Origin of the sequence: Saccharothrix sp. ALI-22-I (genome assembly GCF_001984175.1) — a bacterium.
In the GTDB taxonomy this organism is placed as follows: Bacteria; Actinomycetota; Actinomycetes; order Mycobacteriales; family Pseudonocardiaceae; genus Actinosynnema.
Map to the genome: position 1 here is coordinate 192,368 of NZ_MTQP01000069.1, position 26,069 is coordinate 218,436.

Genomic DNA, 26,069 nt, shown 5'->3' on the forward strand with positions numbered 1-26,069 from the left:
GCTCGCGGTGAAGTACCTGATGCTGATCTACGGCAACGACGAGGTGTGGAACAGCGTCGACGCGGACATGTTCGCGAAGCTGGTCGGCGAGGTGGACGCGTTCAACGCGGACCTGCGGGAGTCCGGTGAGCTGGTCGACTCCCAGGGCCTGATCGACCGCCCGCGGGCGGTGCGCGTGGTCGGGGACGCGCCGGTGGTCACCGACGGCCCCTACCTGGAGGCCAAGGAGTACGTCGGCTCGTACTTCGTGGTCGACGTCGACAGCGAGCAACGGGCGATGCAGATCGCGCAGTCGTACCCGGCCCTGCGGTACAGCCGGGGCCTGGGCGGCGGCATCGAGGTGTGGCCGCTGATGAACCAGGGTGGCGGTGACCTTTGACCTCCGGCGAGCCGGTCGAGCACCTCCTGCGCGCCCTCACGCCGCAGGTGCTCGGCATTCTCGTCCGTCGTCACGGCGATTTCGCCCGCTGTGAGGACGCCGTGCAGGAGGCGCTGATCGACGCCGCCGGCACGTGGTCGCGGGACGGCGTCCCGGAGCACCCGCTGGGGTGGCTCACCACGGTCGCCGCGCGCCGTTACGTGGACCAGGTGCGTTCCGACGCCGCCCGGGAACGCCGGGAGCAGGCGGTGTTCGACGCCGTGCCGCGTGACGAGTTGCTCGCCGCGCCGCCGGACGCCGAGCCACCCCGTGACGACCTGCTGGAACTGCTGTTCCTGTGCTGCCACCCGGCCCTGAGCGCGCCCTCGCAGATGGCGCTCACGCTGCGGGCGGTCGCCGGGCTGACCACCACCGAGATCGCCGCGGCGTTCCTCGTCCCCGACAAGACGATGGGCCAGCGGATCTCCCGCGCCAAGCAGCGGCTGCGGGAGGTCGGCGCCCGGTTCGAGTCCTCGCCCGACCCCGAACGGGGGCCGCAGCTCCAGGTCGTGCTGCACGTGCTGTACCTGCTGTTCAACGAGGGCTACAGCGCCAGCGCCGGACCCGACCTGCGCCGTCCCGACCTCACCGTGCAGGCCGTGCGGCTCACGCGCCGGCTGCACCACCTGCTGCCCGACAACGGCGAGGTCGCCGGACTGCTGGCGTTGATGCTGCTGACCGAGGCGCGCGGCGCGGCGCGAACCGGACCGGACGGCATCCTGGTCCCGCTGGCCGAGCAGGACCGATCCCGGTGGGACCGGACGGCGATCGCCGAGGGCACCGACCTGGTGACCCGCAGCCTGGCGGTCCACCCCGTGGGCCCGTACCAGGTGCAGGCGGCGATCGCGGCCGTGCACAGCGAAGCGGCTTCGACCGAGGACACCGACTGGCCGCAGGTCCTCGCGCTGTACGACGTGCTGGAGCGCCTGGCACCCAACTCCGTCACCGCGCTGAACCGGGCCGTCGCCCTCGGCGAGGTGCGCGGTCCCCAAGCCGCCCTGGACGTCGTCGCGGAACTGGAGCGGGGAGTGCTGGCCGGCAACCACCGACTGCTCGCCGTGCGCGCCCACCTGCTCGAACGGGTCGGTGACCTGGCCGCCGCGCGCGAGACGTTCCGCCAGGCCGCACGGCTGGCCGGCAGCGTGCCTGAGCAGCGGTTCCTGCTGCTGCGAGCGGCCCGCTGCGCGTCTGCCGGGTGAGGCCGCGAAACCGCCGGAAAAATCTTGTCGCGGTGACGTAGAAATCCGGTCGCCGGCTCCGATCCCTTCCGAGCGAGCCCGTCGGGCATCGCCGGGAGGAAGGAAAGCGACATGACCAAGGTGACCGCACAGATGTCGGTGTCCCTCGACGGCTTCTACGCCGGACCGCGCCACGACGGCGACGGCGACTGGCTGGGGTCGGCGGAGTCCTTGGCGTTCTTCCGCGTCACCCGCTGGGTGATCAACGCGATGGCGTGGCGGGAGCGGCAGGGCTTCGCCGGTGGGGAGCAGGACGTCAACTCGGAGATCATGGCCGAGACGTTCGAGGCCGCCGGGGCGTATGTGATGGGTCGGCGCATGGCCGACGGCGGTGAGGTGCCGTGGGGCGAGGAGCCGCCGTTCCGCGCACCCGTGTTCGTCGTGACCCACCGCCCGCGCCAGACCCTGGTGCGCAAGGGCGGAACCAGCTTCACCTACGTCACCGACGGCATCGCGAGCGCGGTGGAACAGGCCAAGGCCGCCGCCGGCGGCAAGAACGTCGCGGTCGCCGGCGGCGGCACCCTGCTGCGACAGGTCCTCGCGGCCGGCCTGCTCGACGAGTTGGACCTGCACATCGTGCCGGTCGTGCTCGGCACCGGCATGCGACTGCTGGACGCCGACCTCGGCCTCGGCGACAAGGAGGGCATCGAACTGACCCCCACCAGGGTCCTGCACACCCCTGACGTCACCCACATCCGCTACACCGTCAACGGGCGCGCCCCACTCGTCCTGGACGACCGCGGCCGCGGCACCGACGAGTAAGCGCAAGCACCCGCCCGCCGCAGAGCCCGGTCAGCCCTGGTGTGGCTGGTCGGGGGCGAGGGTGGCGAGGAGTTGGGCGGTGTGGGTTGCTTCGGGGGCGTTGATGGCGCGGTGGATGGTGAGTGCTTGTTGTAGGAGCGGAACGGCTTGGGGCGTGCAGCCGGTGCGGTGGAGACATTGGGCTTGGCCGACGAGGGCGTTGGCTTCGTGGAGTCTGCTGCCGCACGTGCGGGAGAGGGTGAGTGCGGCGGTGTAGTGGGTGTGGGCGTCCGCCCTGTCGGAGTGGTCCAGGAAGAGGTCGCCCAGCGCGTTGTGGGTTTCGGCTCGGCCGTCGGGGTCCTCGGCGCGGGTGAACAGGTGCAGGGCCTCGGTGAGGTCGGCGATGGCGGTGTCGAGGTCGTGCTTGCGGTGGTGGGCGATGCCGAGGCCGAGGCGTGCGTTGGCCTGCCCCATCAGGCTGCCACTGCGGGTGAACAGCTCCAGCGCACGCGTCTGGGCGTCCACCGCCGCGTCGAGATCACCACGCCGTCCGAACACGCGGCCGAGGTTGTTGAGCGCGTTGCCCTGTCCCAAAAGATCACCACTGCGGGTGAACAGTTCCAGCGCACGCGTCTGAGCATCCGCCGCGGCGTCCAGATCACCACGCCGCTCGTACACGTAGCCGAGGTTGTTGAGCACGTTGCCCTGCCCCAGAAGGTCACCACTGCGGGTGGACAGGTCCAGCGCACGCGTCTGGGCATTCACCGCCGCGTCGAGATCACCCCGCAGCTCATACACGTGGCCGAGATTGTTGAGCACCCTGCCCTGTCCTACCAGGCTGCCGCTCCTGGTGAACAGCTCCAGCGCACGCATCTGCGCATCCACCGCCGCGTCCAGATCGCCCCGCCGCTCAAGTACGCGGCCGAGGTTGTTGAGCGCGTTGCCCTGCCCCAGGAGGTCACCACTGCGGGTGAACAGGTCCAACGCACGCGTCTGAGCATCCGCCGCGGCGTCCAGATCACCACGCCGTTCGTACACGCGGCCGAGGGTGTTGAGCGCGTTGCCTTGCCCCACCAGGCTTCCGCTGCTGCTGAACAGCTCCAACGCGCGCGACTGGGCATCCGCCGCCGCGTCGAGATCACCACGCCGCTCGTACACGTAGCCGAGGTCGTTGAGCGCGGTGGCCCGGGTGTGCGGGTCGCCGGTTCGGGTGGCGGTGGTGTGTGCGGTGTGGTGGATGGTGTGGGCCTGTTGCCAGTGCCCGGCCGTGCGGAAGTAGGAGTGGAGGGTGGTCGCGAGGTGGAGGGCGTGGGCGGGGTGTGTCGTGTTGGTGTGGTCGATGGCGGTGGCGAGGGTGGGGAGTTCGATGGTGAGCCACGTCAGGGCGTGGTCGATGTCGGTGATCGCCGTGGGGTGCGCGGGGGTGGTCGGGGTGATGGGAGTGCTGGGCGTGCGGTGGGCGGGTAGGTGTCGGGTGGCGGTGTGGGCGGTGTGCAGGTAGTAGTCGAGGACTCTCGTGGTGGCCCGCTCGTAGTGGGTCGGGTCCAGTTGTGCGGCATGGGTGTTGGCGTAGGCGCGCAGGAGGTCGTGGAGTCGGTAGCGGCCGGGGCTGCTCTCCTGGATCAGGTGTCGGGTGTGCAGGGCGTCGAGTGCGCGGCGGGCTCGTGCGGGGGTGGTGTCGGCCAGGGCCGCCGCGGCTTGGGCGTCGATCTCGGGGCCGTGGTGGACGCCGAGCAGGGTGAACATCTCGCGCTGGTCGACGGGCAGGTCGCGGAACGACATGTCGAACGCGGCCTTCACCGAGCGGCCGCCGTATTCGAGTTCGCCGAGCTTGTCGTCCGCCTGGGCGAGTTGGTCGGCGAGCAGGTCGGCGAGGGTGCGCACGGGCCAGGTGGGGTGGGCACGCAGTTGGGACGCGGTGATCGCGATGGCCAACGGCAGGTTCCCGCACAGTTCCACCACGCGGGCCACCTCGTCGGCCTCACCGGGGTCGGCGGCGCGTCCGGCCAGGTACAGCAGCATCCGGGCGGCGTCGTCGGGCGGGAGAACGGTCACGGTCAGGGGGCGCACGCCGTCGAGTTCGGGGAGTCGGTTGCGGCTGGTGATCAGCACCAGGCAGTCCCGTGCCCCTGGTAGCAGGGGGTTGATCTGGTCGTGGCCGGCGGCGTCGTCGAGCACCAGCAGCAGTTTGCGGTCGGCCACGAGGGTGCGCCACAGGCGTGCCCGGTCCTCGACGGTCTTGTGGCTGTCGAGCACGTCGGCGTGCACGCCGATGGCCAGCAGCAGCGAGTGCAGGGCGTCGTACGGGGTGACGGGCTTCTGACCGGGGGTGTGGCCGTAGAGGTCGAGGAACAGTTGGCCGTCGGGGAAGCGGGGGGCCAGTTTGTGCGCGGCGTGGGTACCCAGGGCGGTCTTGCCCACGCCCGGCATACCGTCGATGGCGTGGATGGCGATCGCGGTGGCTTCCGCGGCGCGCTCGACCGTGGTGATCAGCTCGTCGAGTTCTTGTTCGCGGCCGGTGAAGTCGGGGATGTCACGGGGCAGGTTGTTCGGCGCCGGCGGTGTGGCGGGCGGTGTCGTCCGGGTACTCACGGCGGTGAGGGCGGGGTCGGCGGCCAGGATCTGCCAGTGCAGGTCTTGCAGCGCGGTGCCGGGGTCGGTGCCCAGGCCCTCCACCAGTCGTTGCCGGAGTCGGCGGTAGTGGGCCAGTGCGCCGGCAGTGCGCCCGGCGCGGTGCAGGGCCAGCATGTACTGGCCCGCCACCCGTTCGTCCAACGGCCACTGGGCGTCGCGGGCGGACAGGTCGGCCAGCAGGTCCTCGCCGTGTCCCAGCCGCAGCCGGACGTCGGTGAGATCGTGCTCGGCGCTGAGCCGCTCTTGACGCAGCCGGTCGCGTTCGACCTGCGCCCAGTCGCCGTCGAGCCCGGTCAACGCCTCCCCGCGCCAAAGTCCCAGGGCTTCCTCCAGCAGCACCGCGGCCTGCCGGTCGTCGGCGACGCGGGCCCGTGCGCACAGATCGCGGAACCGGTGCAGGTCCACTGCCTGGCCGAGCTGGTCCGCCACCAGGGTGTAGCCGCCCGAGCGCAGGACGATCTCCGCGTCGTCGGCCAGAGCGCGGCGCAGCCGTGAGATGTGGCTGTGCAGCGTCGCCCGCCCCCGCCGCGGCGGCGTGTCCGCACCCCACACCCGTTCGACCAGCCGTTCCACCGGCACCAACCGGCCCGCGTCCACCGCTAACGCAGCCAGCACACACCGCTGCCTCGCCGGCCCCAGCTCCACCGGCCGCCCGTGGACGTGCGCGGTCACCTCGCCCAGCAGACCGAACTCCACCGCCATACCGCCCCCCTGACACCACTGTCCCACGGCCAGGAACAGCGCCCTGACCAGGGCAATGCAGAAAGTCGGCAAGCGTTTCACACCAACGGCAGCAGCGCGCAAGCGGAGAGGGCCGGGCGGAGGCGGCACTCTGCCGAAACGCAAGAAGCCCGGTCCTCCATTTCGAGGCCGGGCTTCTTGCGATCCGAACGGTCGAAGGCGACGGGGTGGGTGGCCTGCGACCGTTCGGTCAGCGGGTCGCGGGGCCGGTCCAGCCGGTGGGGACGTGGCCGATGCGCACTCGCTGCGGGTGGTCGCCCACCGGTACCGAGACCAGTTTGCGGCCGGTGGCGAAGTCGATCGCGGTCACCTGGTCGGAACCGCTCTCGGAGATCACGCAACTGCGCCCGTCACCGCTGACGGTGGCCCAGTAGGGCTTGGAGGCGGTCACCGGCGTGGCTTCGCGGAGGGTCGCGCGGTCCACGATCACGGCGTAGTCGTCCATGGTTCCGGCGATGCACAGCTTGTCGCCGGCCGGGCTCATGGACATGCCGTGGTGGCGGGAGTCGTTGACCCAGGTGGTGCGGTCCAGGCTGGTGTTCGGGTTCTTCGGCAGCTCCTTGACGCGCGTGATGCGGTCGGTGGCGACGTCGTACTCCAGGAAACCGTTGTAGAACGACACCTGGAAGTACAGCCTGGACTCGTCCGGCGTGAACGCCACCGGCCGCACGGAATCGGACAGGTCCGAACGCCCGAACGCGTCCAGCCGCTGCCGCATGTCGATCACCTTCACCTGCTGGAAGGTGGCGGCGTCGACGACGGTGATGCGGCGGTCGCCCTTGGTCCAGTCCATGCCGGGATCGTCGAGCGCGGTGTTGACCTCGCCGATGGACATGTTCCACAGGTACCGGCCGCCGTCGGTGAACACGTTCTCGTGCGGCTTGTCGCCGGTGCCGAACGAACCGACCTGGCGGCCGGTCTCGATGTCGAGCACGTGCACTGTGTTGGACGTCGAGGCGGACACCGCCACCCGTCGTCCGTCCGGGGAGACGGCCATGTGGTCGGAGCGGTAACCCGAGACCGGGAAGCGCCACTTGACGCGGCCGGTGGCGAGGTCGATGGAGACCACGTCGGCGAAACTCGGGCGGGACGCGACCACCGCGCTGCCGTCCGGGGTGGTGTACATGTCGTCGACGAACTGGTCGTGGCCCTCACCGGGGCCGGACCGGATGCCGAGGAAGAACGCCAGCTTGATCGGGTTGAGGTAGATCTCCCACAGCCGCTCGTCCTTGTCCGGGATGATGTTCACCCGGCCGATGCGGGCGAAGTTCCCGCTGGACGCGATGACGTCGGCGGTGCCGTCCCAGTTGTTGCCGACGAACATCACCTCGCGCAGCGCGGCACCCGAAGGCGGGGCGGCACTCGCGGCGGGCGCCGCCATGGCAGGCCCGACCGTGGAGGCGAGGACGCAGGTGGCGACAACGCCGAGCAGACGCGTTCCGCGAAGGTGCTTCCGCCCTTTCGAAACGGATTTATTGCTCACCAGAGCTCCAAACCGGATGCGGAAATTGTCACATCCGTGCAGGGTTGAATCTTTCGGGCAGGCCTTCCATTCCGAACTCGTGACGGCCGAGTCGCGGTCGAGCTGTTACCGTTCAGTAGCAATAGATACCGGTTCGCCGCACGCCGGTGGTAGGGGCCGATGGCCAACGAGTCGGTTGCCCGTTATGCCACCACCACAACGACGAGGCGCGAGGAGGGTGTCGTGTCGACAGCGCACGACAGCGGTCGCCTGCTCGGGCAGGTGCTCCGGGGCATGGCCACCGACGGGCACGTCGTCGACGAACTGGTCCGGGCCGCCCGCAGCCACTCCCCCGAAGTCGCCAGCCTGCCCGAAGCGGAGAACCGCCGTCACGTCGAGGTCCTGCTCGCCACCGGCCTGGACTTCTTCGAACGGTCGGGCGAACCCGACGAACAGGACTTCGAAGCCGCCGCGACGCTCGGCGCCGATCGTGCGGCCCAGGGCATCTCCATCGACAGCCTCCTGCGCGGCGTCCAGGCGGGACGCACCCAGGCCATGCGGATCGCCATCGCCCGGAGCCGGGACGCGGGCGTGCCCGACGAGGTGATCCTGGAGGGGATGGTCGACCTCGACCGCTACACCGGCGCTCTGGAGCGCCACGTCATCAACGGCTACCACACCGCCGAACTGGAGCTGTCCCGCACGAACCGGGACGTCAACACGCACCTGCTGCGGCGGCTGCTCCTGCACGGCGACGGCACGCCACCGGCACCGGAGGAGATACGCCGCGCGGGCCTGTCGTCCGACGGGCTCTACCACTGCCTGGTCTCCGACGTCGCGCAACCCGACCAGGCGCGCGCCCTGGAACAACGGCTGCTGGGCTGCGGCGGCGTCTACGGGCTGGTCGAGGGACGCCTGACCGGACTGGCCGCACGCCCACCGGCCGCGGCCGACGTCGCCCCGGACGTGCTGCTGGTGGCGGCGCCCGCCACCGGACTCGCGCTCATGCGTGACGTCCACCCGTTGTGCGTGGCGGCCCTGCGGATCGCGAGCCGATCGGGACTGCGCGGCGTGCGCGACCTGACCGACCTGTCCGGCGAGGTCGCGCTGGCCGCCCAACCGGTGCTCGCCGACCTGCTGCGCGGCACGCTCGTCGGCCTGCACCACGACGACGACTTCCACCGCGAACTGGTCTCCACGGCCCTGGTCTACCTCGACCACGGGCAGCGCCTCGGGCACACGGCCGCCGCACTGCACGTGCACCCCAACACCGTCCGGTACCGGCTCGACCGGCTCGCCGAGATCACCTGCACACCGTGGGACGACAACACCGCGTCGGACCCGTCCACCGTGCTGGCCACGTTGCGCCATTGGTGGGCCCTGCGCCACTGGCTCGACCACCGCGCACCACGCGGATAAGCGCTACCGACCCCTCACGTTGGACACGCGCGTGTGTCTTACCTTCAGGTTCGGCGTGTCCAACGTTCAGAACAGGCGTGTCCAACGTTCAGGTGCGCCGAATTCGACGCTCAGGTGTGGTGATGCACGGTTCGGTCGGGTCTGGTGAGCCGTGGAACCCGCCCGGCCACACGTGCAGTTCCGCCCGACCACCCGCCTGCCACAGCCGCACGGCGTAGGCGACGTCCTCGTCGCGGAATGTCTCCGCCGAGCCGACGTCGATGAACGCGGGCGGCAGATCGGACAGGTCGGTGGCACGGGCGGGAGCGGCGTGCGGCGACACGTCCGGGCCGCCCCGCTGCTCGCCGAGCAGCGCCGTCCACCCCATCTCGTTGCTGGCCCGGTCCCAGAGGTCCAGCCCGGCCATCTGCATGACGGAGGGCGTGTTGTTGCGGTGATGTCGGTGAACGGGTCGCCGCGGACGGCGATCAGGTCCGCCGTGGCGCCGGGGGCCAGGCGCCCGAGGTCGGGACGGCACAAGAGTTCGGCGGCCACGGTGGTGGCGGCGCGCAACACCCGCAGCGGGGACAACCCGGCGTCGGTCGAGCGACGGTCTACGGCACACGGGCCACCGATGCGTCGCCCGCACCGGGAGGTTAGGTTCGGCGCATGAACGAGACCCCCGACATCAAGCCCCGCAGCCGCGACGTCACCGACGGCCTGGAGCGCACCGCCGCGCGCGGGATGCTCCGGGCGGTCGGCATGGGCGACGACGACTGGGTCAAGCCGCAGATCGGTGTCGCGTCGTCGTGGAACGAGATCACGCCGTGCAACCTGTCGCTGGACCGGCTCGCGAAGGCGAGCAAGGACGGCGTGCACGCGGCGGGCGGGTACCCGTTGGAGTTCGGCACGATCTCGGTGTCCGACGGCATCTCCATGGGCCACGAGGGGATGCACTTCTCGCTCGTGTCGCGCGAGGTGATCGCGGACAGCGTGGAGACGGTCATGCAGGCCGAGCGGCTGGACGGGTCGGTGCTGCTCGCGGGCTGCGACAAGTCGCTGCCCGGGATGTTGATGGCCGCCGCCCGGCTGGACCTGTCCAGCGTGTTCCTGTACGCGGGCTCGATCCTGCCCGGCCGGGTCACGCTGTCGGACGGCAGCGAGCGCGAGGTGACCATCATCGACGCGTTCGAGGCGGTCGGGGCGTGTGCCCGGGGGTTGATGAGCCGCGAAGACGTCGACCTCATCGAACGGGCCATCTGCCCTGGTGAGGGCGCGTGTGGCGGGATGTACACGGCGAACACGATGGCGAGCGCGGCCGAGGCGTTGGGCATGTCGCTGCCGGGTAGCGCGGCACCGCCCGCGACGGACCGCAGGCGGGACGGGTTCGCCCGGAAGTCCGGTCAGGCGGTGGTCGAGATGCTGCGCAAGGGCATCACCGCCCGGCAGATCATGACGCGGGAGGCGTTCGAGAACGCGATCGCGGTGGTGATGGCGTTCGGCGGGTCCACCAACGCGGTGCTGCACCTGCTGGCCATCGCGCACGAGGCCGAGGTGGAGCTGAGCCTGGACGACTTCACCCGGATCGGCGCGAAGGTGCCGCACCTGGCGGACGTCAAGCCGTTCGGCCGGCACGTGATGACCGACGTCGACCGCATCGGCGGCGTGCCCGTGGTGATGAAGGCCCTGCTGGACGCCGGTCTGCTGCACGGCGACTGCCTCACCGTCACCGGCCGCACGGTCGCCGAGAACCTGGCCGACATCGCCCCGCCGGACCCGGACGGCACGGTGCTGCGCGCGATGTCCGAGCCGATCCACCGGACCGGTGGCATCACGATCCTGCGTGGCTCCCTGGCGCCGGACGGCGCGGTGGTGAAGTCGGCCGGGTTCGACTCGGACGTGTTCACCGGCACCGCGCGGGTGTTCGACCGGGAACGCGCCGCGATGGACGCGTTGGAGGACGGCACGATCACGGCGGGCGACGTGGTGGTCATCCGCTACGAAGGCCCCAAGGGCGGGCCGGGGATGCGGGAGATGCTCGCGATCACCGCGGCGATCAAGGGCGCGGGGCTGGGCAAGGACGTCCTGCTGCTCACCGACGGCCGGTTCTCCGGTGGCACGACCGGCCTGTGCGTCGGCCACGTCGCGCCGGAGGCGGCGGACGGCGGGCCGATCGCGTTCGTCCGCGACGGCGACCCGATCACGCTCAACGTCGCCGACGGCACGTTGGACCTCGGTGTGGACGCCGCCGAGTTGGCCGCCCGCGGCGAGGGCTGGGAGCCGCTGCCCGCCCGTTACCAGCGCGGTGTGCTGGCGAAGTACGCCAAGCTGGTCGGCTCGGCGTCCAACGGCGCGGTCTGCGGGTAGTCCGCCGGCGGCTAATTGAGGCGCGGGGCGTCCGGGAGGTGTGTTAGGCACTCGGTCATGGATCGACGAACACTCAGCGCCTTGACGCACGCGGATCACCCGATCGCCGCGCCCGTCAGCGACCTCACGGTGACGGACCTCCTCGATCGGGCGATCCGTCGACCGGACGCCCACGTGCTCGACCTGGGCTGTGGTGAAGGCGCTTGGCTCCTGCGCGCCGCGCAGCTGCACGACGGCATCACCACGGTGGGCGTGGACATCTCCGATGCGGGGTTCGACCGGACCCGCGCGGAGGCCGCCCGGCTCGGCGTGGCCGACCGGCTCGACCTGATCCAGCAGGACGTGGTCGAGTACCGGTCGCCCCGCCAGGCGGACGTGGTGCTCAGCGTCGGCGCCGCGTACGCCTTCGGTGAGCTGCTGCCCGCGCTCGCCGCCGCACGCCGTCACCTGGCCGAGGAGGGCGTGGTGGTGCTCGGCGACTGCTTCTGGGAACGCGAACCGGAGCCCGGGCTGCGGGCGGAACTGGAGGACGGCCCGCAGAAGTACGCGGACCTGCCGACCACGGTCGCCCGCGTCGTCGCCGACGGGTGGACGCCGGTGTACGGGCACGTGAGCACGGTGGCGGAGTGGGACGAGTACGAGTGGAGCTGGACCGGCTCGCTGGCCGCCTGGGCACTCGACCACCCCGACCACCCGGACAGCGCGGAGGCGCTGGCCAAGTCCGCCGCCCACCGCGACACCTGGCTCAACGGCTACCGCGGCGTGCTCGGCTTCGTCACCCTCCTGCTCCGCCCCACGCCCTAGACCCCCGGCTCACGCGACAGCTCGTCGGCCGCCACCGCGAAGTCCACCCCGATCCGTCCCTTGTGGAGGGTGACGGAGTGGGTGAACCTGGTGGCGGCGCCGCAGCCGGCAGTCCGCGACACCACGTCCGCGCTTGGGCCGGCGTGCCGACGATCGAGCGACGCGGGCTGTGACATCGCCCGGAGTGATCTTCACCTCATCGCCCGAATGGCCGCCCGAACGGACGAAATTCACCCGCCGTAGAAAAATCTCGCTACGCTCGACCCAGTGCGAATCATCTTCTCCAGCCTCGGCTTACACGGACACACCTATCCCTTGGTGCCACTCGCGATCGCCGCCCGCGAACTCGGCCACGACGTCATCTTCGTCACCGGACAAGCGTTCGCCAACGCGTTCAACGCGCGCGACATCGAGCACATCCCCGCCGGCCTGGACATGGCCGACGTGGCCGCAGCCGCGGGCGTCGACCCGCAGCACTCGCGGGAGGCCACGCCGGACCGGGTCTCGATGGTGTTCGGCTCGGTGCTGCCCCGCCGCTTCGCCGCCGACCTCAAGCCGATCCTCGCCGACCGCAAGCCCGACCTGGTCGTGCACGAACTGGCCAACCCCGGCGCGGGCCTGGCCGCGAAGATCGCGGGTGTACCCGCGCTGTGCCACTCGTTCGGCCGCATGTGGTACGGCGACGTAGTCCTCGACGGCGCGTTGAAGCACCTGGTCGACTTCGCCGCCGAACTCGGCGTGGAGCTGGCCGAGGACGACCACATGATCCTCGGCAACCCGTACATCGACATCTGCCCGCCGTCGTTGCAGGACAAGGAGTTCCTGGCCACGCAGACGAACCGCATCCTGCTGCGGCCGGTGCCGTTCGCCGATTCCGGTGAGCTGCCGTCGTGGGTCGTGGAACACCGCGAGCCGTTGGTGTACCTGACGTTGGGCACGGCGTTCGGCGAGGCGGGCGTGCTGCGCACCGCGATCGAGGGCCTGGCGACGTTGGACGCGCGGGTGCTCGTGGCCGCCGGTCCGACGGTCGAGGTGGGCGCGCTCGGCGAGCTGCCCGACAGCGTCGTCGTGCTGCCGTGGGTTCCGCAGGCCGACCTGCTCCCGCACGTGGACCTCGTGGTGCACCACGGTGGCAGCGGGACGACGATGGGCACGTTCGGTGCCGGCGTGCCGCAACTCGTCGTGCCGCAGGGCGCCGACCAGTTCAGCAACGCCAAGATGGTGGTCGAGGGCGGGTCGGGCGAGCAACTGCTGGGTGACGACGTGACCGCCGAGGCGATCGCCGCCAAGGCCCGGCACCTGCTCGCCGACGAGGCCGTGTTCGGTGCCGCCAAGGCGATCGCCGCCGAGGTGGCCGCCATGCCGTCACCGCATGATGTGGCCCGCACCTTGCCCGACTACGTCTGAATCCCCTCCGCCCGCCCGCCTGGCCGCGCCCGCTCGGGTCGCGGTCGGGCGGGCACGGCGGCGACTACTTAAGTGTTAAGCCGAACCACTCATCGCAACTCCCGCACTGCTCGTCGTGGCTTACTTGACCGGTTAATTTGATCGCTGCCACCGTCGGCGACGCCACCAATGACGACGGCGTAGGAGGACCCTGATGGCAAGACACGTCGGGAAGCTGGCCGTGATAGCCGCGCTCGTGGCGACCGCCGCGGTGCAGCCGGCCGCCACCGCGCACGACCGGCCCTGGGTGGCCGGTTGGGCGGCGAGTCCCGTGGTCGGCAGCGAGATCCCGTGGAGCGACTGCCCGGCGGGCGAGGGTCTCGCCGACCAGACCGTGCGCAACGTGGTGTTCCTCAGCGCCGGCGGCGGTTCGGTCCGGGTCCGGTTGACCAACGCGTTCGGCACCACGCCGTTGCAGGTCGGACGTGCGTCGGTCGCGGTGCAGGCGTCCGGTGACGCGGCGGTGCCCGGCACGCTGCGCACGTTGACGTTCAAGGGCAGGCGGGGCGTCACGGTGCCGGTCGGCCAGGAGATCTTCAGCGACCCGGTCCCGCTCGAAGTGAAGGCGCTGTCCACCCTGCTGGTCAGCGCGTACGTGCCGCACGCCACCGGCCCGCTGACCAACCACCCGTTCACCGCGCAGGGCAACTACCTGGCGTCGGGCGACCGGACCGGCGTGCTGTCGGGCGGGTTCCAGGGCACGCCGTGCTGGATGGTCGTGGACGGCGTGGACGTCAAGCCCGCCAAGCGGGTCGCGGGCACGGTCGTGGCGTTCGGCGACTCGATCACCGACACCGCCAACACCACCGGCAACGCCAACCGCCGCTGGCCGGACTTCCTGGCCCGACGGCTGAACGCGGTACCCGGCAGGACGCTGTCCGTGGTGAACGCGGGCCTGGGCGGCAACCGCCTCATCGCCGACCGCGACGAGCCGTACTGGGGCGTGGCGGGAGTGACGCGGGTGCAGCGGGACGTGCTGTCGCAGACCGGCGTGAAGGCGATGATCCTGCTGGAGGCGGTCAACGACATCGGCTACAGCGCCTCCGCCGAGGACCTGATCGCGGGCCACCGCAACGTCATCGCGCAGGCGCGGGCGAAGGGCGTGAAGGTGTACGGGGGCACGATCCTGCCGTTCAAGGGGTCGTTCATCTGGACCGCGGAGCGCGAAGCGACCTGGCGGACGCTGAACGACTGGATCCGCACCTCGGGCGAGTTCGACGGCGTGGTCGACTTCGCCGCCGCGACCGCCGTCCCCGGCGACCCGGCCACCCTCGACCCCGCCTACGACAGCGGCGACCACCTGCACCCGAACGACGTGGGCACGGAAGCCATGGCGAACGCGATCGACCTGGCGATGCTGCTGCGGAGTTGACGGAATGCGGCCGTGCTGTCCGGGAGGAGTCCGCTGTCGGCGAACGTCCCGGACAGCACGGTCGCCCTGAGCGCACGATTGAGGTGTAATCGTGTAATCAGGAGGCGCCGATGGACCCGCTGGACGCCTACTCGCAGGCGGTCATCGCCGTGGCGAAGTCGGTCACGCCGCACGTGGCCAGCCTGCGGATGCCGCGCGGCACGGGTTCGGCGGTGGTGTTCACCGACGACGGCTACCTGCTGACCAACGCGCACGTCGTGGGCAGCGCGCAGGCGGGCAAGGCGGTGTTCGCGGACGGCTCCGAGTCGGCGTTCACGGTGGTCGGCACCGATCCCCTGGCCGACCTGGCGGTGCTCAAGGCCGCGGCGGACGCGCCCGGTGCGGCGAAGTTCGGTGACGCCGACCGCCTCCAAGTGGGCCAACTCGTCATCGCGGTCGGGAACCCCCTGGGCCTGGCCGGCTCGGTGACCGCGGGCGTGGTGAGCGCGTTGGGCCGGGCGGTGCCGGTGAGCAGCGGCCGGGCGGGACGCGTGATCGAGGACGTGATCCAGACCGACGCGGCGCTCAACCCGGGCAACTCGGGCGGCGCGCTGGCCAACTCGGCGGGCGAGGTGGTCGGCATCAACACGGCGTTGGCGGGCATCGGCCTGGGGCTGGCGATCCCGATGAACAACACCACCCAGCGGATCCTGTCCACCCTGATGGTCGAAGGCCGTGTGCGTCGGGCCTACCTGGGTGTCGTCGGCGCTCCCGCTCCCCTGCCGGAGGCCGTCGCCGCCCGCACCGGGCAGAGCGCGGGGGTGCGGCTGGTGCACGTCGTGCCCGGTGGTCCGGCGGAGCAGGCGGGACTGCGTGACGGCGACCTCGTGCTGAGCGTGGCGCGGACGGCGGTCAGCGACGCCCAGGGCATCCAGCGGCAGCTGTTCGCCGAGGCCATCGGCCTACCGCTGCCGGTCACCGTCCTGCGCAACGGCGCGATGGTCGACGTCATCGCCACGCCGACCGAACTCACCACCTAACGCCATCGCGAACCGCCGGCAGACGTGCACGCGCGCGAACTCCCGCCGCAACCGGTCCTCGTCGACCAGGTCGGCGTGCAGAAAGGCCTTCGCCAGGCGCAGACCGGGGTGCTGGGCGGCGACGGCACGGGCCGGTTCGTCGGCACGCGTGTAGTGGTCGGCGATCACGTGCACGTAGTGGTCGCTCTCGGTGAAGCCCATGGCGCGGTACCAGCGCAGCGTCGCCGGGTCGTCACGGGTCCAGGCGTCGAGGGTGGTCGCGCCGAGCGCGCCGGCGCGGGCCCGTGCCCGGGACAGCAGCGCGCCGCCGATGCCCCGGTGCTGGTGATCGGGGTGGACGGCGACCGTGTCGATGGTGGCCAGGTCACCCTCGACGGCCACGTCGAGGACGCCGACGACCACCGGGCCGTCCACCGCGACCAGTTCCACGCCGGACACCTCGGGTTTCGCCGGGAGGACCGAGTCGTAGAAGGACGCGCCGAGGAACGACAGCACCCGACACCGCAACCACGACGGTTCGTCCCCGGCAACGTAGTCGCGCACCTGGTACCCCATCGCGACAGCTTGCCCGATCGATGTTCCGGGGGCGTACCGATTTCTCTAACGCGGCACGGCAACCATTCACCGCTCCCGACTGGTAGTACCGGGGTCGGACGAGGTGAGGGGCCGTGGTGGTGGGATTACCCGAGGGGTTCGAGGAGTTCGTGGCCGGGGCGTCACCACGCCTGCTGCGCACGGCCTTCCTGCTGACCAGGGACATGGGGCACGCCGAAGACCTGTTGCAGACCGCGCTCGCGCGGTACTGGTGCTGCGGTTCTACGAGGACCTGACCGAGGCACAGGTGGCGGTGACGCTCGGGGTGTCCGTCGGAACGCACCAGCGGCGACTGGGCCGTGTGGCTGATGTAGTACCGGTGCCCACGGGGCGATGGCCGGTCGGCGGGCTGTGACAGGATCAGGTCATGGCCATCGAGGTGCACGACGTTCCCGAAGAGAAGCACTTCGCCGCCGTGGTCGACGGCACGCCGGCCGGCAAGGCGGTCTACATCCGCACGCCGGAGCTGATCGTGTTCACCCACACCGAGGTCGACCCGGCGTTCGAGGGCAAGGGTGTGGGCAGCGCCCTGGCCCGTGCCGCGCTGGACCAGGCGCGGGCGTGGGAGCTGCGCGTGCTGCCGTTGTGCCCGTTCATCAAGGGCTACATCGAGCGGCACCGCGAGTACGTGGACATCGTCTACAGCACCCCGAGCACCACCGCCGTCGACTGACCGCGGAAACCCGATGGGATTCTCGCCGCGGTCGCGGCAGAATCCGCCCATGAGCAACGAGGCGAGACGTGCCGCGGTGGCGGCCCTGGCCGCACTCGCGGGCAGCCCCGACTACCGCGACCGGGCGGACGCCGGCCACGGTCTGGCCGGCTTCGCCGAGATGCCCGAGGCCCGGCCGACGCTGCGGGAACTCGTGCTCGACGCCGGCAACACGTTCGTCACCCGGGTGACGGCGGGAGCTCTGCTCCGACGCCGGGACGCGGCCGGGTTCGAGACGGTCGCCTCGGCCTTCGCCGACGCCGACGACAACCACGCGGATTGGATTCACACCGCGGTGCTCGACGTGTTCATCCTGTCCTCGCGCGAACGGGACGCTGCGGTGCGGGAGTGCACGGCGCTGACCCAGGACCCCGACGAACAGGTGCGCCGCGGCGCGGACAAGCTGATCGCCTCGCTCACCAAGTTCAACACGGTTCTCCGCCCCGCCGAGGACGGGCCACCGGCCACGTGAGCCCGGGCTGGTCTCAGCGGAACGGGGCGGTGAAGCAGGCCAGCCGCGCGCCCGCGCTGCCCGCCCGGCCGTGTTCGGTCGCGGTCGTCGGCTGCTCGTGCAGCACGATCGAGGACGGCACGCGGTCGTCGAAGACGAACGGCACCGTGGTCTCGGCCGAGCCGTTGCCCTGGCCGTCGGTGGTGAGGTCGAGCCAGATCTCGTTGCGCGGGTTGGCGTAGGCCGGGTCGACCGACGGCCGGTCCGGTGTGGCGGCGGGGTCGACCTCGTGCTGGAAGTGCGGACCGGCGTCGGCGCCGTTGCGGCCGCACGGCTCGGTGTGCGCGTGGACGGCGTAGCCGCGGTTGGGTTGCAGCAGCTCGGTGGACAGGCGCACGGTCGTCATGCCGTCGGCCTCGACCACTTCCAGCTCCAACTCCGCACCAGGGGGCGCGGCGGCCGTGTCGTAGGTGAACGCGGTGTCGGCCGCCTCGGCCGGGGCGAGGATCCCGATCTGCCGGGTGCCCACCTCCGGCTCGGACACCCTGGTGGTCTGCTGGGGTCGCCCCGGTTCGGACTCGCCGCCGCACCCCACCGCGGCGCAGAGCGCGGCGACGACGATGCCGATGCCGATGCGCATGCCGGTTCCCTTCCACGTCCGTCTGGATCACCACCCGACCAACCGGGCCACTCCGCATGAAACCGCGTGAAACCGCGTCACGCGCGCCCACGTCCGAGAGACCACTCCGCCGAGTGGTTTTGGCGCTATTCCGGAGAACTTCGGGGAACCTGCGGTTTGCCCACGCCGCGGGCACAGTCCCGCGGCACCCCGACCCCGAAGGGGATTCGATGAAATACCGCACCTTGATCGCCGTCCTGGCCTGCGCGGCGGCGTTCCAGGCACCGGTCGCGCACGCGGCCGACGGCCCCGGCCCGAAGGCCGCCTGCGGCACCACGCCGGAGAACCGCGTGACGTCACGCAGTGAGACACAGGCCCGATCGCAGTCCTGGTTGGACGCTCGGGTGCCCTACAGCCAGCGGGCCTGCTACCAGAACCAGTACGGCAGCTACCGCACCGACTGCTCCGGCTACATCTCGATGGTGTGGGGCCTGACCCACTCCCGCACCACGGCCACGCTCCGCGAGATCTCCACCGTGGTGGCCCGCGCCGACCTGCGGCCCGGTGACGCCCTCACGTCCGCCTACCACGCGGCGCTGTTCGTGCGCTGGGCGGACGGGGCGAGGTCGGAGCCGGTCGTGCGCGAGCAGACCGGCCCCGACGGCGCGCCGCCCGTGGAGCGGAAGTGGTCGGCGGCCACGGCGAGCAAGTACACGCCGATCCGCTACCACCGGATCGTGGAGAACTGAGCGTCAGCCGGTCTGGCAGGCCACGCCGTTCAGGGTGAACGCGGTCGGCTTGGAGTTGGCGCTCGTCCAGCTGCCGATGAACCCGAACGAGACCGCGCCGCCCGGCGCGATGGTGCCGTTCCAGAACGCGTTGCGCACGTTCACCGCGGGGCCGTCCCGGGTGGACACCGCCCCGGAGGTGGGTGATCCGCTGACCGTCCGCAAAGGACCAACCGACCGTCCACGGCGTGACGGCGGTGGTGCCCCGGTTGGTGACGCGGACCTCGCCCTGGAAACCGCCCTGCCATTGGCCGACGGTCGTGTACGCGACCGTGCAGGTGGCCGGCGGCGCGGTCGTGGTCGTCGTTGTGGTTGTTGTTGTGGTTGTTGTGGTGGTGGTTGTGGTGGGCCCGCCGATCTGGCTCGGGTCCACCACACCCCAGTCGCGGGCACGTCCTTCTCGGCCAGCACCGCCAGCAGTTCCGCCGTGCCGGCCGGGTGCGGCCCGTCGTCGAAGGTCAGCGCGACCACCTTCTCCGTGGTGTCGACCGCGCTGGTCAGGCCCCCGAAGAACTGGAAGTCGCGGGCGTTGGCCAGACGCCACAAGCCGAAGCCGCTCAACGGCACCAGCACCACCACGACGACGACCACCACGACCATCCACCTGCGCACCCGAAAACGCCGCATGGCCCACGATCATGTCGGACGGGGACGCGGCGTTCGCGCCCGTCCCCTTGCCGCTGTTGCCGATCCGGCGAGGCCGACGCTCAGTTCTCGCAGCCGATGCCGTCGTTGTCGTTGCCGTCCAAGCCGTACTCGTCCGGGCCGATGATGGTGATCGGGCCGCGCACGTACGCGGGACCGTTGCCGGAGCCGCCCGCGCAGTCGACGTCGGACGCGATGGGCACGCACGGGGTGTAGCTGGTGTGGCAGCCCTGGGCGGGTGCGGGCGGCGCCGGGGGCGGCGGGGCCTGGGTGGCGGTGTTCGGCTGGGGGTTGGGCTGCGGGTTCGGCTGAGGTTTGGGCTGCGGCTGGGGCTGCGGGGCGGGCTGGGCGACGGTCGTGGTCGTTGTGGTGGTCGTCGTCGTGGTGGTCGTGGTGGTGGTTGTCGTCGGCACGGTGGTGGTCGTGGTGACGGGTGTGGTGGTCTTGGTCGTGGTCAGGGCGGCGGCCGGGTTGGTGGGTGTTGAGTCGTCCGCCAGGGCGCCGATGACGACGAACAGGGACACCACGGCCCCTACGGCGATCCACACCGGACGGCGGGATTTGCGTTTCGCCGGCGGGGTGAAGACCGTGGGCTGCTGGGGCGCCGCGATGATGCCCGACGTGTCGCGCGGCAGGTGGAGCACGACCTCCAGGCCGCGGTTCCCGAGCTGGACCACGGCCTCGCAGCCCGGTCTGCCGCCACGGTTGATGACCTGGCCGAGCACGTCGGCGTAGCGCCGCGACATCAGGTACGTGAGCTCGCCGACGCGCTGCCCGTCCAGCCGGACCTCGATGGCGTACTGGCCGCGGTACTTGCCCGAGTCGATGGTGCACCAGGCCAGTTCGACGGCGACGTGCCGCTGCCCGCCGGGCGCGACGGCGTACCGGGACAGCCAGTCCTGGTGGTTCTCCTCCCTGGTCACGGTCACGGAGACCCCGGCCTCCAGCATGTCCAGACCGACTGCCGAGTTCTCGATCACTGCGCACTCCCCTGACGCCGTACGGATGTACGCCGGTCATCGGTGGGGTGCACCAGGCGTTACCGCCGGACGCGGTGCGTAGCGGATCGGTGACGGTCGGTTCGCGGACCGCGGGGTTACGGCGTGGAGATCCGGGCTGTCGACATCGGGAGGGCCACCCGCACGTCCAGGCCGCCCTCGGGGCGTGCGCGGGCCGTCACCTCACCGTCGTGAGCACGCGTGATCGAGGTCAGGATCGCCAGGCCCAACCCGGCTCCCCCGTCGGCGGACCCGGTGCGGCGTGGGCCGCGGCGGAACGGTTCGAACAGCGCCGGCAGCTCGGCGGGGTCGACGACCGGTCCCGTGTTGGCCACGTGCAGGCCGTCGTCGTCCAGGCGCACCCGCAGCCGGCCGCCGTCCACGTTGTGCCGCACGGCGTTGCCGATCAGGTTGCCCACCAGCTGCGTGAGCAGGACCCGGTCGCCCAGGACCCGCACGGGTCCGATCACGACGTCCACGGTGATCGATCCGGCGGCGGCGGGCGCCCGGTGTTGCTCGACCACTTCCGCACCACCTCGTCCAGGTCGACGGGCACGCGGTCGGCCAGCCCCCGGTCACTGCGGGCGAGCACGAGCAGGCCGTCGATCAGCTGCTCGGTGCGGCGGTTGGCGGCCAGCATCTGCTCGCGCACCTCGGCCAACCGCTGCTCGTCCGGATCGCGCAGCCCGATCTGGATGGCGGCGCGTTGGATCGCCAACGGTGTGCGCAGCAGATCAGGGCCTAGTTCCTCACCGAAGCCGTGCTGCTGTGGCGGCGCAGCCGGATCGCCCCGGTCGCCACGATGCCGGCGGCGGCGCTGACGGTGTTCTTCCACCCGACCGACGTGGCGTTCGACCTGATCCGCCCCGGTGACGTGCTGCCGTTCGCGAACGCGGTGGCGTTGGTGCTGGCGGCTGGTGTGGCCCTGGTGTCGGCGCTCGTGATGCTGTTGCGCCGTGGGCGACCTGGCAACGGCGAACGGCTCGTCAGCCTCGGTGGCGGCACGGCGGTGGCCGCGCTGCTGGCGGCGACCCTGCTGGTGGTGTGGCCCCAGTCCGATGACACCGGGTCGTTGACCGACGCGCAGCTCGCCGCGCTGCCCACCGTGGACATGACGAACTTCAAGTTCTCCCCCGCCCAACTGCGCGTCGGTCAGGGGCAGCCGGTGGCGTTCAAGTTCACCAACGACACCGACGACAACCACACGTTCACCATCGAGGACCTGGGCGTGGACATCGAGGTGCCCAGTGGCCGCACCCGGATCGCCGTGGTGGACGCCAAGCCGGGCCAGTACGCGGTGCACTGCGCGGCGGGTGACCACAAGGAGAAGGGCATGATCGGCCGGCTCACCGTCACCGACGGCGCGCTGACGTCCACGACCACCGCCTCCGCCGTGTCCGAGCCTGCCGGGGCGCACCACCATGGCTGAGTCGAAGGTGTCCCGACGGACCTTGCTGATCGCGGGCGGCCTGACTGCCGGAGCACTGGCCAGGGTGGCGCGCTGGCCGTACGCGCCGCCCTGGCCGGCCCTGCCGACGGCCCGGCACTCCCCCAGCCCACCACCCTCCCGCTGCGCGCGGGCGCGGACGGCGTGCTGCGCGGCGAACTCGTCGCCGCACCGGCTGGCAACACCTTGCAGTACAACGGAACCGCGCCCGGCCCACTCGTCAAGCTCCGGGAAGGCGACCGGGTGCGGCTGGAGTTCCGCAACGACCTCGACGCGGACAGCAGCCTCCACCTGCACGGCCTGCCGCTGGCACCGGCCGTGGACGCCCCGCTGACCCACCTGGCGCCCGGAACGACCAGCACGCAGGAGTTCGACGTGCCCGAAGGCGTGGCCGGCACCTACTGGTACCACCCTCACGCCCACGGCGACGTGGAGCGGCAGCTCCTGGCGGGCCTCGCCGGGCCGATCGTGGTCACCGGCGCGACCGACGAGCTGCTGAAGGCGTGCGACGACCGGTTGCTGATGTTCACCCGCGCCGGTTCGGAGATCAGCGTCAACGGCGTGGTCCGGCCCGTGCTCACGCCCACCAGCGGCCGGACCCGGCTGCGGCTGCTCAACGCCACCGCGGGCGACCACCTGCTGGTCGGCGTGCTGCGCGACGGCAACCGGACTCCCCTGCACCTCGTCGCCACCGACGGCGGGTTCGTGGCCGAGCCGGTCGAACTCACCGAGATCCTGCTGGCGCCCGGCGAACGCGCCGAAGTCCTGGTCGACACCACCGCGGCCGGACGGTTGGAACTCACCGCCCTGTCGTACTCCGTGTACGGGAACGGTGGCGAGACGAGCACCGGGTTCCGGCTGGCGGCGTTGGATGTGCCGCAGGGCCTGGCGGCGGTCGCGTTGCCGGAGCGGTTGCGCGAGGTGGAGGCGCTGGACGAGGCGAAAGCCGTGCGGCGCAGGAGGATCGCGTTCGGCGGCGACGGGGTCGAGCACTTCACGTTGGACGGCAAGACGTTCGACCACCACCGCGTCGACTTGGAGGCTCGGCTCGGCACGCTGGAGATCTGGGAGGTGGTCAACGAGCACACCACCGACCACCCGTTCCACCTGCACAGCTACTCGTTCCAGGTACTGGCCCTCGACGGGCGACCGGAACCGCTGCGGGCTTGGCGGGACACCGTCAACGTCCCACCCGGCAGCACCGTGACGATCGCGGTGCCGTTCCGGGGCGAGGCGGGGCGGACGGTGTACCACTGCCACATCGCCTCGCACGAGGACCTGGGCATGATGGGTGTACTCGAAGTCAGTGCGTGAGAAGGTGTCGGAGCGGCGTAGAACCGCCCCGACACCTCACCGAACGCCTTCCACAGGATCAGTAGTGGAAGCCGGGCTTGACCACCATGTCGATCAGCTGCTGCTCGGTGAACGGCACCTCGTCCCGGGTGGGCGGCTGCGCGATGGGCACGCCGTCCACCATCACCTCGACCTCGTTGCGCACACCGGCGTACACGACCGTGCCGTCGGGGAAGTGCGCTTTCACCGTCAGCCCGTCCGGCCCGCGTGCTTCGGGGCTGCGGATCACCGTGAGCTCGACTCCGTCGACGTACCGCACGCTGGGCTCCACGGGGGACGCGCCCGAAACCGGAGTGCCCATCACACAGTTGTTCTCCGGCGTGCACTCGGGGTGCTTGGACACCGACTGCACGAACATCGTCAACGTCGCCCGGCCCTTGGCATCCGCGACCACGGCGGTGGCCTTGTAGCCGTCCGAACTGTCCTCACCGAAGCGGTAGAACTCCATCGGTCCGGCCTGCGCCCCGGCTACCCGGGTGAGCTCGAAGCCCTGGGGGATGACGTTCGCCGCGACCAGCTTCGCGGTCAGTTCGGCGGCGTGCTCGGGCGTGTTCGGCACCGGTGGCACATCAGTGGGCAACACCACGGCCTCCGGCGTCGTGGTCGTGAGCACCAAACTCGACCCGGCCTCCACAGTGGACGGACGGTTCACGCCGAGGAACACGCCTGCCCCGACCGCCACCACGAGCCCCGCGGACAACGCGCTCGTCACGATCGCCCGCCGCTGCGCCGTCGCCCTGCGCGCCGACCTCAGCACCTCTTCCGGCGAGTAGTGCGGCCCGGTGTCACCCTCCAACACCGAGTCCAGCAGTCCCCGCACGTCACGCCCCTCGTCAACGTCGTTCATCACGCCACTCCTCCTTTGGCCGGCACGCCTTCCAGCTCGCGGCGCAACGCGGCGAGCCCCCTCGCGCACTGGCTCTTGACCGTTCCCTCACTGCACTTGAGCAACTTCGCCGTCTGCGTGACCGACTGGTCCTCCCAGTACCGCAGCACCACTGCCGCACGCTGCCCAGGCGGCAGCGTCGCCAACGCGCGCTGCACGTCGACACCGTGGCCGGGCTCCACCTCGACGTCCGGCAGGTCCGGCAGCTCGGCCACCGGCTTCTCCCCGCGCTTCATCGGCCGTCGGTGGTCGATCACCGTGCGCACCAGCACCTTGCGCCAGTAGGCGTCGACCGAATCGGCCCGCTGCGCCCGTGACCAGGACCGGTACAGCTTGAGCAGCGTGGCCTGCGCCAGGTCCTCGGCCAGGTGCCAGTCACCGCACAACAGGAACGCGGTGCGCCGCACATGGCGGTGCTTGGCACGCACGAACTCGACGAACGCGGCGTCTTTGTCCTTCACCCGTCCACCTCCTCAGCCATCACGACGAGGTGGCACTCGCATTCGGTTGTCATCGGGTGCGGACTGCCGTTCGGGGCAGTGAGAGGCCACGCGAATGGGCGCTCCGTTCGGCTATCGACAGTGCGACACTTTGTCACCGCGAGTAGCGGTCGAGGCATGATCCCAGGAGGTTCCGCGATGAGCTCCGATGTCCTCACCGCCATCGCCGCTCTGGCGCCGCGACTGACCGACGCGGCCGGCCGGGCGGACGCCGAACGCCGACTGGCCGAGGACACCGTGGCCGCGATGCGCGAGGCGGGCGTGTTCCGCACCGCCACACCCGCGCGGTACGGCGGTGGTGAGGCGTCGATCCGCACGCACGTGGAGGTGGCCTCCGCCGTGGCCGCGATCGACGGTGGCGCGGGCTGGGTGACGGCGCTGTGGAACGGTGGGAGCTGGATCGTCGCCCTGTTCCCCGAACAGGCGCAGGACGACGTGTGGGGCGACACTCCCGACTCCCTGATCAGCGGCGCCCTCAAGCCCAGCGGCCCGGTGCACCGCGTGCCGGGCGGCTACCGGCTCAGCGGCGGCTGGAGCTACGCCTCCGGCATCTGGCACGCGTCGTGGGCCATCGCGTCCGCCGTCCTGGACGACGGCCCGGCGATCCTCCTGGTGCCGCGTGCGGACTACGAGATCGTGGACGAGTGGCACATGGCCGGGATGAAGTCCACCGGCAGCAACCGCTTCGTGGTCGAGGACGCGTTCGTGCCCGACCACCGCGTGCTGCGGCTCGGCCCCCTGGTGGCGGGCGCGAACACCACCTCCGCCATCGCTCCCACCTACCGCGCCGCTTTCGTGCCGTCGCTCGTGCTGATGGTCGCAGCTCCCCAACTCGGCCTGGGCCGCGCCGCCCTGACCCACGTCATCGACGCCGCCCAGCACAAGGGCATCGCCTACACCGACTTCGCCCGCCAACGCGACTCGGTCGCCTTCCAGCTCCGGATCGCCGAGGCCGCCACCGCCCTGGACACCGCCGACCTGCACGCCTACCGCGCCGCCGACGCCCTCGACCACCACGCCACCGAGGTGGTCCATCCCACCGAGCTCCTCCGCGCCCGCTACCGCGCCGACGCGACCGTGGCCGCCCGCCACGTGAACCGCGCCCTGGAGACCCTCATGACCGCCCACGGTTCCAGCGGCTTCGCCGACGCCAGCCCTCTCCAACGGATCTGGCGCGACGCCAACGTGGCCGCCCGCCACGGCATGCTCATCCCGCAAGTCAACCTGGAGCTCTACGGCGCGGCTCTGGTGGGTGCGGAGAACACCGTGACCCCGTTCGTGTGAGGACCTCGCCGGCACGTCGCCACACCGCCGCTCACCACTCCGGCGTTGAGGCGGCTACTGACTTGTGCGGGCCTCGCGGGTTCGGAGGTAGTTCGCAGCGGTGGTCGCGGGTCGGATAAGCACGCGCGCTCCTACGGACGAATCGATAACAT

At 71.2% G+C, this 26,069-nt stretch carries 28 protein-coding genes and 4 pseudogenes; 17 read left to right on the forward strand and 15 right to left on the reverse strand.

Translation table 11 applies throughout. The features are described from left to right. Positions 1-7: 7 nt before the first annotated feature. The 3 genes from ALI22I_RS43125 (at position 8) to ALI22I_RS43135 (ending at position 2,418) form a co-directional block, all read left to right on the forward strand. Complete coding sequence (locus ALI22I_RS43125) at positions 8-379, forward strand: YciI family protein (protein WP_077011377.1); 372 nt, start codon at positions 8-10, stop codon at positions 377-379. Then, positions 376-1,617: an RNA polymerase sigma factor gene (locus tag ALI22I_RS43130; RefSeq protein ID WP_077011378.1), complete on the forward strand. Its 1,242-nt coding sequence runs from the start codon at positions 376-378 to the stop codon at positions 1,615-1,617. The genes ALI22I_RS43125 and ALI22I_RS43130 overlap by 4 nt, the downstream gene beginning before the upstream one ends. Before the next feature lie 111 nt (positions 1,618-1,728). Then, positions 1,729-2,418, forward strand: coding sequence for a dihydrofolate reductase family protein (locus ALI22I_RS43135; RefSeq protein ID WP_077011379.1), 690 nt, complete (start codon positions 1,729-1,731; stop codon positions 2,416-2,418). A 30-nt stretch (positions 2,419-2,448) separates the two neighbouring features. On the opposite strand, the gene ALI22I_RS43140 is transcribed toward ALI22I_RS43135, so the two are convergent. Beyond that, a complete protein-coding gene (locus tag ALI22I_RS43140) occupies positions 2,449-5,733 on the reverse strand; it encodes an AfsR/SARP family transcriptional regulator (RefSeq protein ID WP_077011380.1) in 3,285 nt (1,094 codons plus the stop codon). 229 nt (positions 5,734-5,962) lie between these two features. Further along, positions 5,963-7,153: a YncE family protein gene (locus tag ALI22I_RS43145; protein WP_179118542.1), complete on the reverse strand. Its 1,191-nt coding sequence runs from the start codon at positions 7,151-7,153 to the stop codon at positions 5,963-5,965. 324 nt (positions 7,154-7,477) lie between these two features. Here ALI22I_RS43145 and ALI22I_RS43150 point away from each other — a divergent pair, with 324 nt between their 5' ends. Further along, positions 7,478-8,653 carry a PucR family transcriptional regulator gene (locus ALI22I_RS43150; protein WP_238598862.1) on the forward strand — a complete coding sequence of 392 codons (1,176 nt, stop codon included), beginning with the start codon at positions 7,478-7,480 and terminating at the stop codon, positions 8,651-8,653. A gap of 88 nt (positions 8,654-8,741) precedes the next feature. On the opposite strand, the pseudogene ALI22I_RS51625 reads toward ALI22I_RS43150, so the two are convergent. Further along, a pseudogene (locus tag ALI22I_RS51625) lies at positions 8,742-9,086 on the reverse strand (alpha/beta hydrolase); the annotation flags it as partial. 53 nt (positions 9,087-9,139) lie between these two features. Then, positions 9,140-9,208: pseudogene (locus ALI22I_RS55800) on the reverse strand (hypothetical protein); the annotation flags it as partial. A gap of 93 nt (positions 9,209-9,301) precedes the next feature. On the opposite strand from ALI22I_RS55800, the gene ilvD reads away from it, so the two are divergent. After that, positions 9,302-10,999: a dihydroxy-acid dehydratase gene (gene ilvD / locus ALI22I_RS43165; RefSeq protein ID WP_077011382.1), complete on the forward strand. Its 1,698-nt coding sequence runs from the start codon at positions 9,302-9,304 to the stop codon at positions 10,997-10,999. An 81-nt stretch (positions 11,000-11,080) separates the two neighbouring features. Then, positions 11,081-11,803 carry an SAM-dependent methyltransferase gene (locus ALI22I_RS43170; protein WP_238598863.1) on the forward strand — a complete coding sequence of 241 codons (723 nt, stop codon included), beginning with the start codon at positions 11,081-11,083 and terminating at the stop codon, positions 11,801-11,803. Here the strand turns inward: ALI22I_RS43170 and ALI22I_RS54935 are convergent. Further along, complete coding sequence (locus tag ALI22I_RS54935; RefSeq protein WP_274523051.1) at positions 11,800-11,925, reverse strand: hypothetical protein; 126 nt, start codon at positions 11,923-11,925, stop codon at positions 11,800-11,802. The two genes, ALI22I_RS43170 and ALI22I_RS54935, sit on opposite strands and share 4 nt — an antisense overlap. Positions 11,926-12,070: 145 nt before the next feature. On the opposite strand from ALI22I_RS54935, the gene ALI22I_RS43180 reads away from it, so the two are divergent. The 3 genes from ALI22I_RS43180 (at position 12,071) to ALI22I_RS43190 (ending at position 15,640) form a co-directional block, all read left to right on the forward strand. Further along, positions 12,071-13,210 (forward strand): glycosyltransferase, encoded by a 1,140-nt coding sequence (locus ALI22I_RS43180; RefSeq protein WP_077011385.1) that lies wholly within the window; start codon positions 12,071-12,073, stop codon positions 13,208-13,210. A 193-nt stretch (positions 13,211-13,403) separates the two neighbouring features. Further along, positions 13,404-14,621 carry an SGNH/GDSL hydrolase family protein gene (locus tag ALI22I_RS43185; protein WP_077011386.1) on the forward strand — a complete coding sequence of 406 codons (1,218 nt, stop codon included), beginning with the start codon at positions 13,404-13,406 and terminating at the stop codon, positions 14,619-14,621. A 110-nt stretch (positions 14,622-14,731) separates the two neighbouring features. After that, entirely contained in the window at positions 14,732-15,640 is a 909-nt protein-coding gene (locus tag ALI22I_RS43190) for a S1C family serine protease (protein ID WP_077011387.1), read from the forward strand. Here ALI22I_RS43190 and ALI22I_RS43195 read toward each other — a convergent pair. Beyond that, complete coding sequence (locus ALI22I_RS43195; protein ID WP_077011388.1) at positions 15,563-16,195, reverse strand: GNAT family N-acetyltransferase; 633 nt, start codon at positions 16,193-16,195, stop codon at positions 15,563-15,565. The two genes, ALI22I_RS43190 and ALI22I_RS43195, sit on opposite strands and share 78 nt — an antisense overlap. Positions 16,196-16,314: 119 nt before the next feature. On the opposite strand from ALI22I_RS43195, the gene ALI22I_RS54225 reads away from it, so the two are divergent. Genes ALI22I_RS54225 through ALI22I_RS43215 form a run of 4 tightly spaced genes read left to right on the forward strand, consistent with a single transcriptional unit; the run spans position 16,315 to position 17,418 of the window. Continuing rightward, a complete protein-coding gene (locus ALI22I_RS54225) occupies positions 16,315-16,470 on the forward strand; it encodes a hypothetical protein (RefSeq protein WP_238598864.1) in 156 nt (51 codons plus the stop codon). Further along, positions 16,446-16,589 carry a hypothetical protein gene (locus tag ALI22I_RS54230; protein ID WP_238598865.1) on the forward strand — a complete coding sequence of 48 codons (144 nt, stop codon included), beginning with the start codon at positions 16,446-16,448 and terminating at the stop codon, positions 16,587-16,589. The genes ALI22I_RS54225 and ALI22I_RS54230 overlap by 25 nt, the downstream gene beginning before the upstream one ends. Before the next feature lie 12 nt (positions 16,590-16,601). Beyond that, complete coding sequence (locus tag ALI22I_RS43210; protein ID WP_077011389.1) at positions 16,602-16,907, forward strand: GNAT family N-acetyltransferase; 306 nt, start codon at positions 16,602-16,604, stop codon at positions 16,905-16,907. A gap of 49 nt (positions 16,908-16,956) precedes the next feature. Continuing rightward, a complete protein-coding gene (locus ALI22I_RS43215) occupies positions 16,957-17,418 on the forward strand; it encodes a hypothetical protein (RefSeq protein ID WP_083752442.1) in 462 nt (153 codons plus the stop codon). A 13-nt stretch (positions 17,419-17,431) separates the two neighbouring features. On the opposite strand, the gene ALI22I_RS54235 is transcribed toward ALI22I_RS43215, so the two are convergent. Next, the gene (locus tag ALI22I_RS54235) at positions 17,432-18,037 is read right to left on the reverse strand and encodes a superoxide dismutase family protein (protein WP_238598866.1); all 606 of its coding nucleotides are present in this window, start codon (positions 18,035-18,037) and stop codon (positions 17,432-17,434) included. A gap of 209 nt (positions 18,038-18,246) precedes the next feature. Here ALI22I_RS54235 and ALI22I_RS43225 point away from each other — a divergent pair, with 209 nt between their 5' ends. Beyond that, entirely contained in the window at positions 18,247-18,765 is a 519-nt protein-coding gene (locus ALI22I_RS43225; protein ID WP_077011390.1) for a hypothetical protein, read from the forward strand. Positions 18,766-18,768: 3 nt separating this feature from the next. On the opposite strand, the gene ALI22I_RS54940 is transcribed toward ALI22I_RS43225, so the two are convergent. The 6 genes and pseudogenes from ALI22I_RS54940 to ALI22I_RS43245 form a co-directional block, all read right to left on the reverse strand. Continuing rightward, the gene (locus tag ALI22I_RS54940; protein ID WP_274523058.1) at positions 18,769-18,933 is read right to left on the reverse strand and encodes a cellulose binding domain-containing protein; all 165 of its coding nucleotides are present in this window, start codon (positions 18,931-18,933) and stop codon (positions 18,769-18,771) included. Positions 18,934-19,000: 67 nt separating this feature from the next. Beyond that, positions 19,001-19,180, reverse strand: a pseudogene (locus tag ALI22I_RS54945) (glycoside hydrolase family 6 protein); the annotation flags it as partial. A gap of 14 nt (positions 19,181-19,194) precedes the next feature. Beyond that, positions 19,195-19,431: pseudogene (locus ALI22I_RS54245) on the reverse strand (polysaccharide deacetylase family protein); the annotation flags it as partial. 80 nt (positions 19,432-19,511) lie between these two features. Next, complete coding sequence (locus ALI22I_RS43235) at positions 19,512-20,429, reverse strand: hypothetical protein (protein ID WP_077011392.1); 918 nt, start codon at positions 20,427-20,429, stop codon at positions 19,512-19,514. 116 nt (positions 20,430-20,545) lie between these two features. Continuing rightward, on the reverse strand, positions 20,546-20,917 hold the full coding sequence (locus ALI22I_RS43240) for an ATP-binding protein (RefSeq protein WP_179118543.1): 372 nt from the start codon (positions 20,915-20,917) through the stop codon (positions 20,546-20,548). Then, the gene (locus tag ALI22I_RS43245; RefSeq protein ID WP_077011394.1) at positions 20,914-21,165 is read right to left on the reverse strand and encodes a hypothetical protein; all 252 of its coding nucleotides are present in this window, start codon (positions 21,163-21,165) and stop codon (positions 20,914-20,916) included. Before ALI22I_RS43245 ends, ALI22I_RS43240 begins: the two co-directional genes overlap by 4 nt. Positions 21,166-21,207: 42 nt before the next feature. On the opposite strand from ALI22I_RS43245, the gene ALI22I_RS43250 reads away from it, so the two are divergent. Together ALI22I_RS43250 and ALI22I_RS43255 are read left to right on the forward strand one after the other, a co-directional pair. Further along, positions 21,208-21,876, forward strand: a complete 669-nt coding sequence (locus ALI22I_RS43250; RefSeq protein ID WP_077011395.1) for a cupredoxin domain-containing protein — start codon at positions 21,208-21,210, stop codon at positions 21,874-21,876. 162 nt (positions 21,877-22,038) lie between these two features. Further along, positions 22,039-23,208 carry a multicopper oxidase family protein gene (locus tag ALI22I_RS43255; RefSeq protein ID WP_143532738.1) on the forward strand — a complete coding sequence of 390 codons (1,170 nt, stop codon included), beginning with the start codon at positions 22,039-22,041 and terminating at the stop codon, positions 23,206-23,208. Positions 23,209-23,266: 58 nt separating this feature from the next. On the opposite strand, the gene ALI22I_RS43260 is transcribed toward ALI22I_RS43255, so the two are convergent. Both ALI22I_RS43260 and ALI22I_RS43265 read right to left on the reverse strand, forming a co-directional pair. Beyond that, a complete protein-coding gene (locus ALI22I_RS43260; RefSeq protein ID WP_077011397.1) occupies positions 23,267-24,094 on the reverse strand; it encodes a hypothetical protein in 828 nt (275 codons plus the stop codon). After that, positions 24,094-24,594 carry a SigE family RNA polymerase sigma factor gene (locus tag ALI22I_RS43265; RefSeq protein ID WP_077011398.1) on the reverse strand — a complete coding sequence of 167 codons (501 nt, stop codon included), beginning with the start codon at positions 24,592-24,594 and terminating at the stop codon, positions 24,094-24,096. Before ALI22I_RS43265 ends, ALI22I_RS43260 begins: the two co-directional genes overlap by 1 nt. 177 nt (positions 24,595-24,771) lie before the next feature. Between ALI22I_RS43265 and ALI22I_RS43270 the strand changes: the two genes are divergently transcribed. After that, complete coding sequence (locus ALI22I_RS43270; RefSeq protein ID WP_083752445.1) at positions 24,772-25,917, forward strand: acyl-CoA dehydrogenase family protein; 1,146 nt, start codon at positions 24,772-24,774, stop codon at positions 25,915-25,917. The last annotated feature ends 152 nt before the right edge of the window (positions 25,918-26,069 follow it).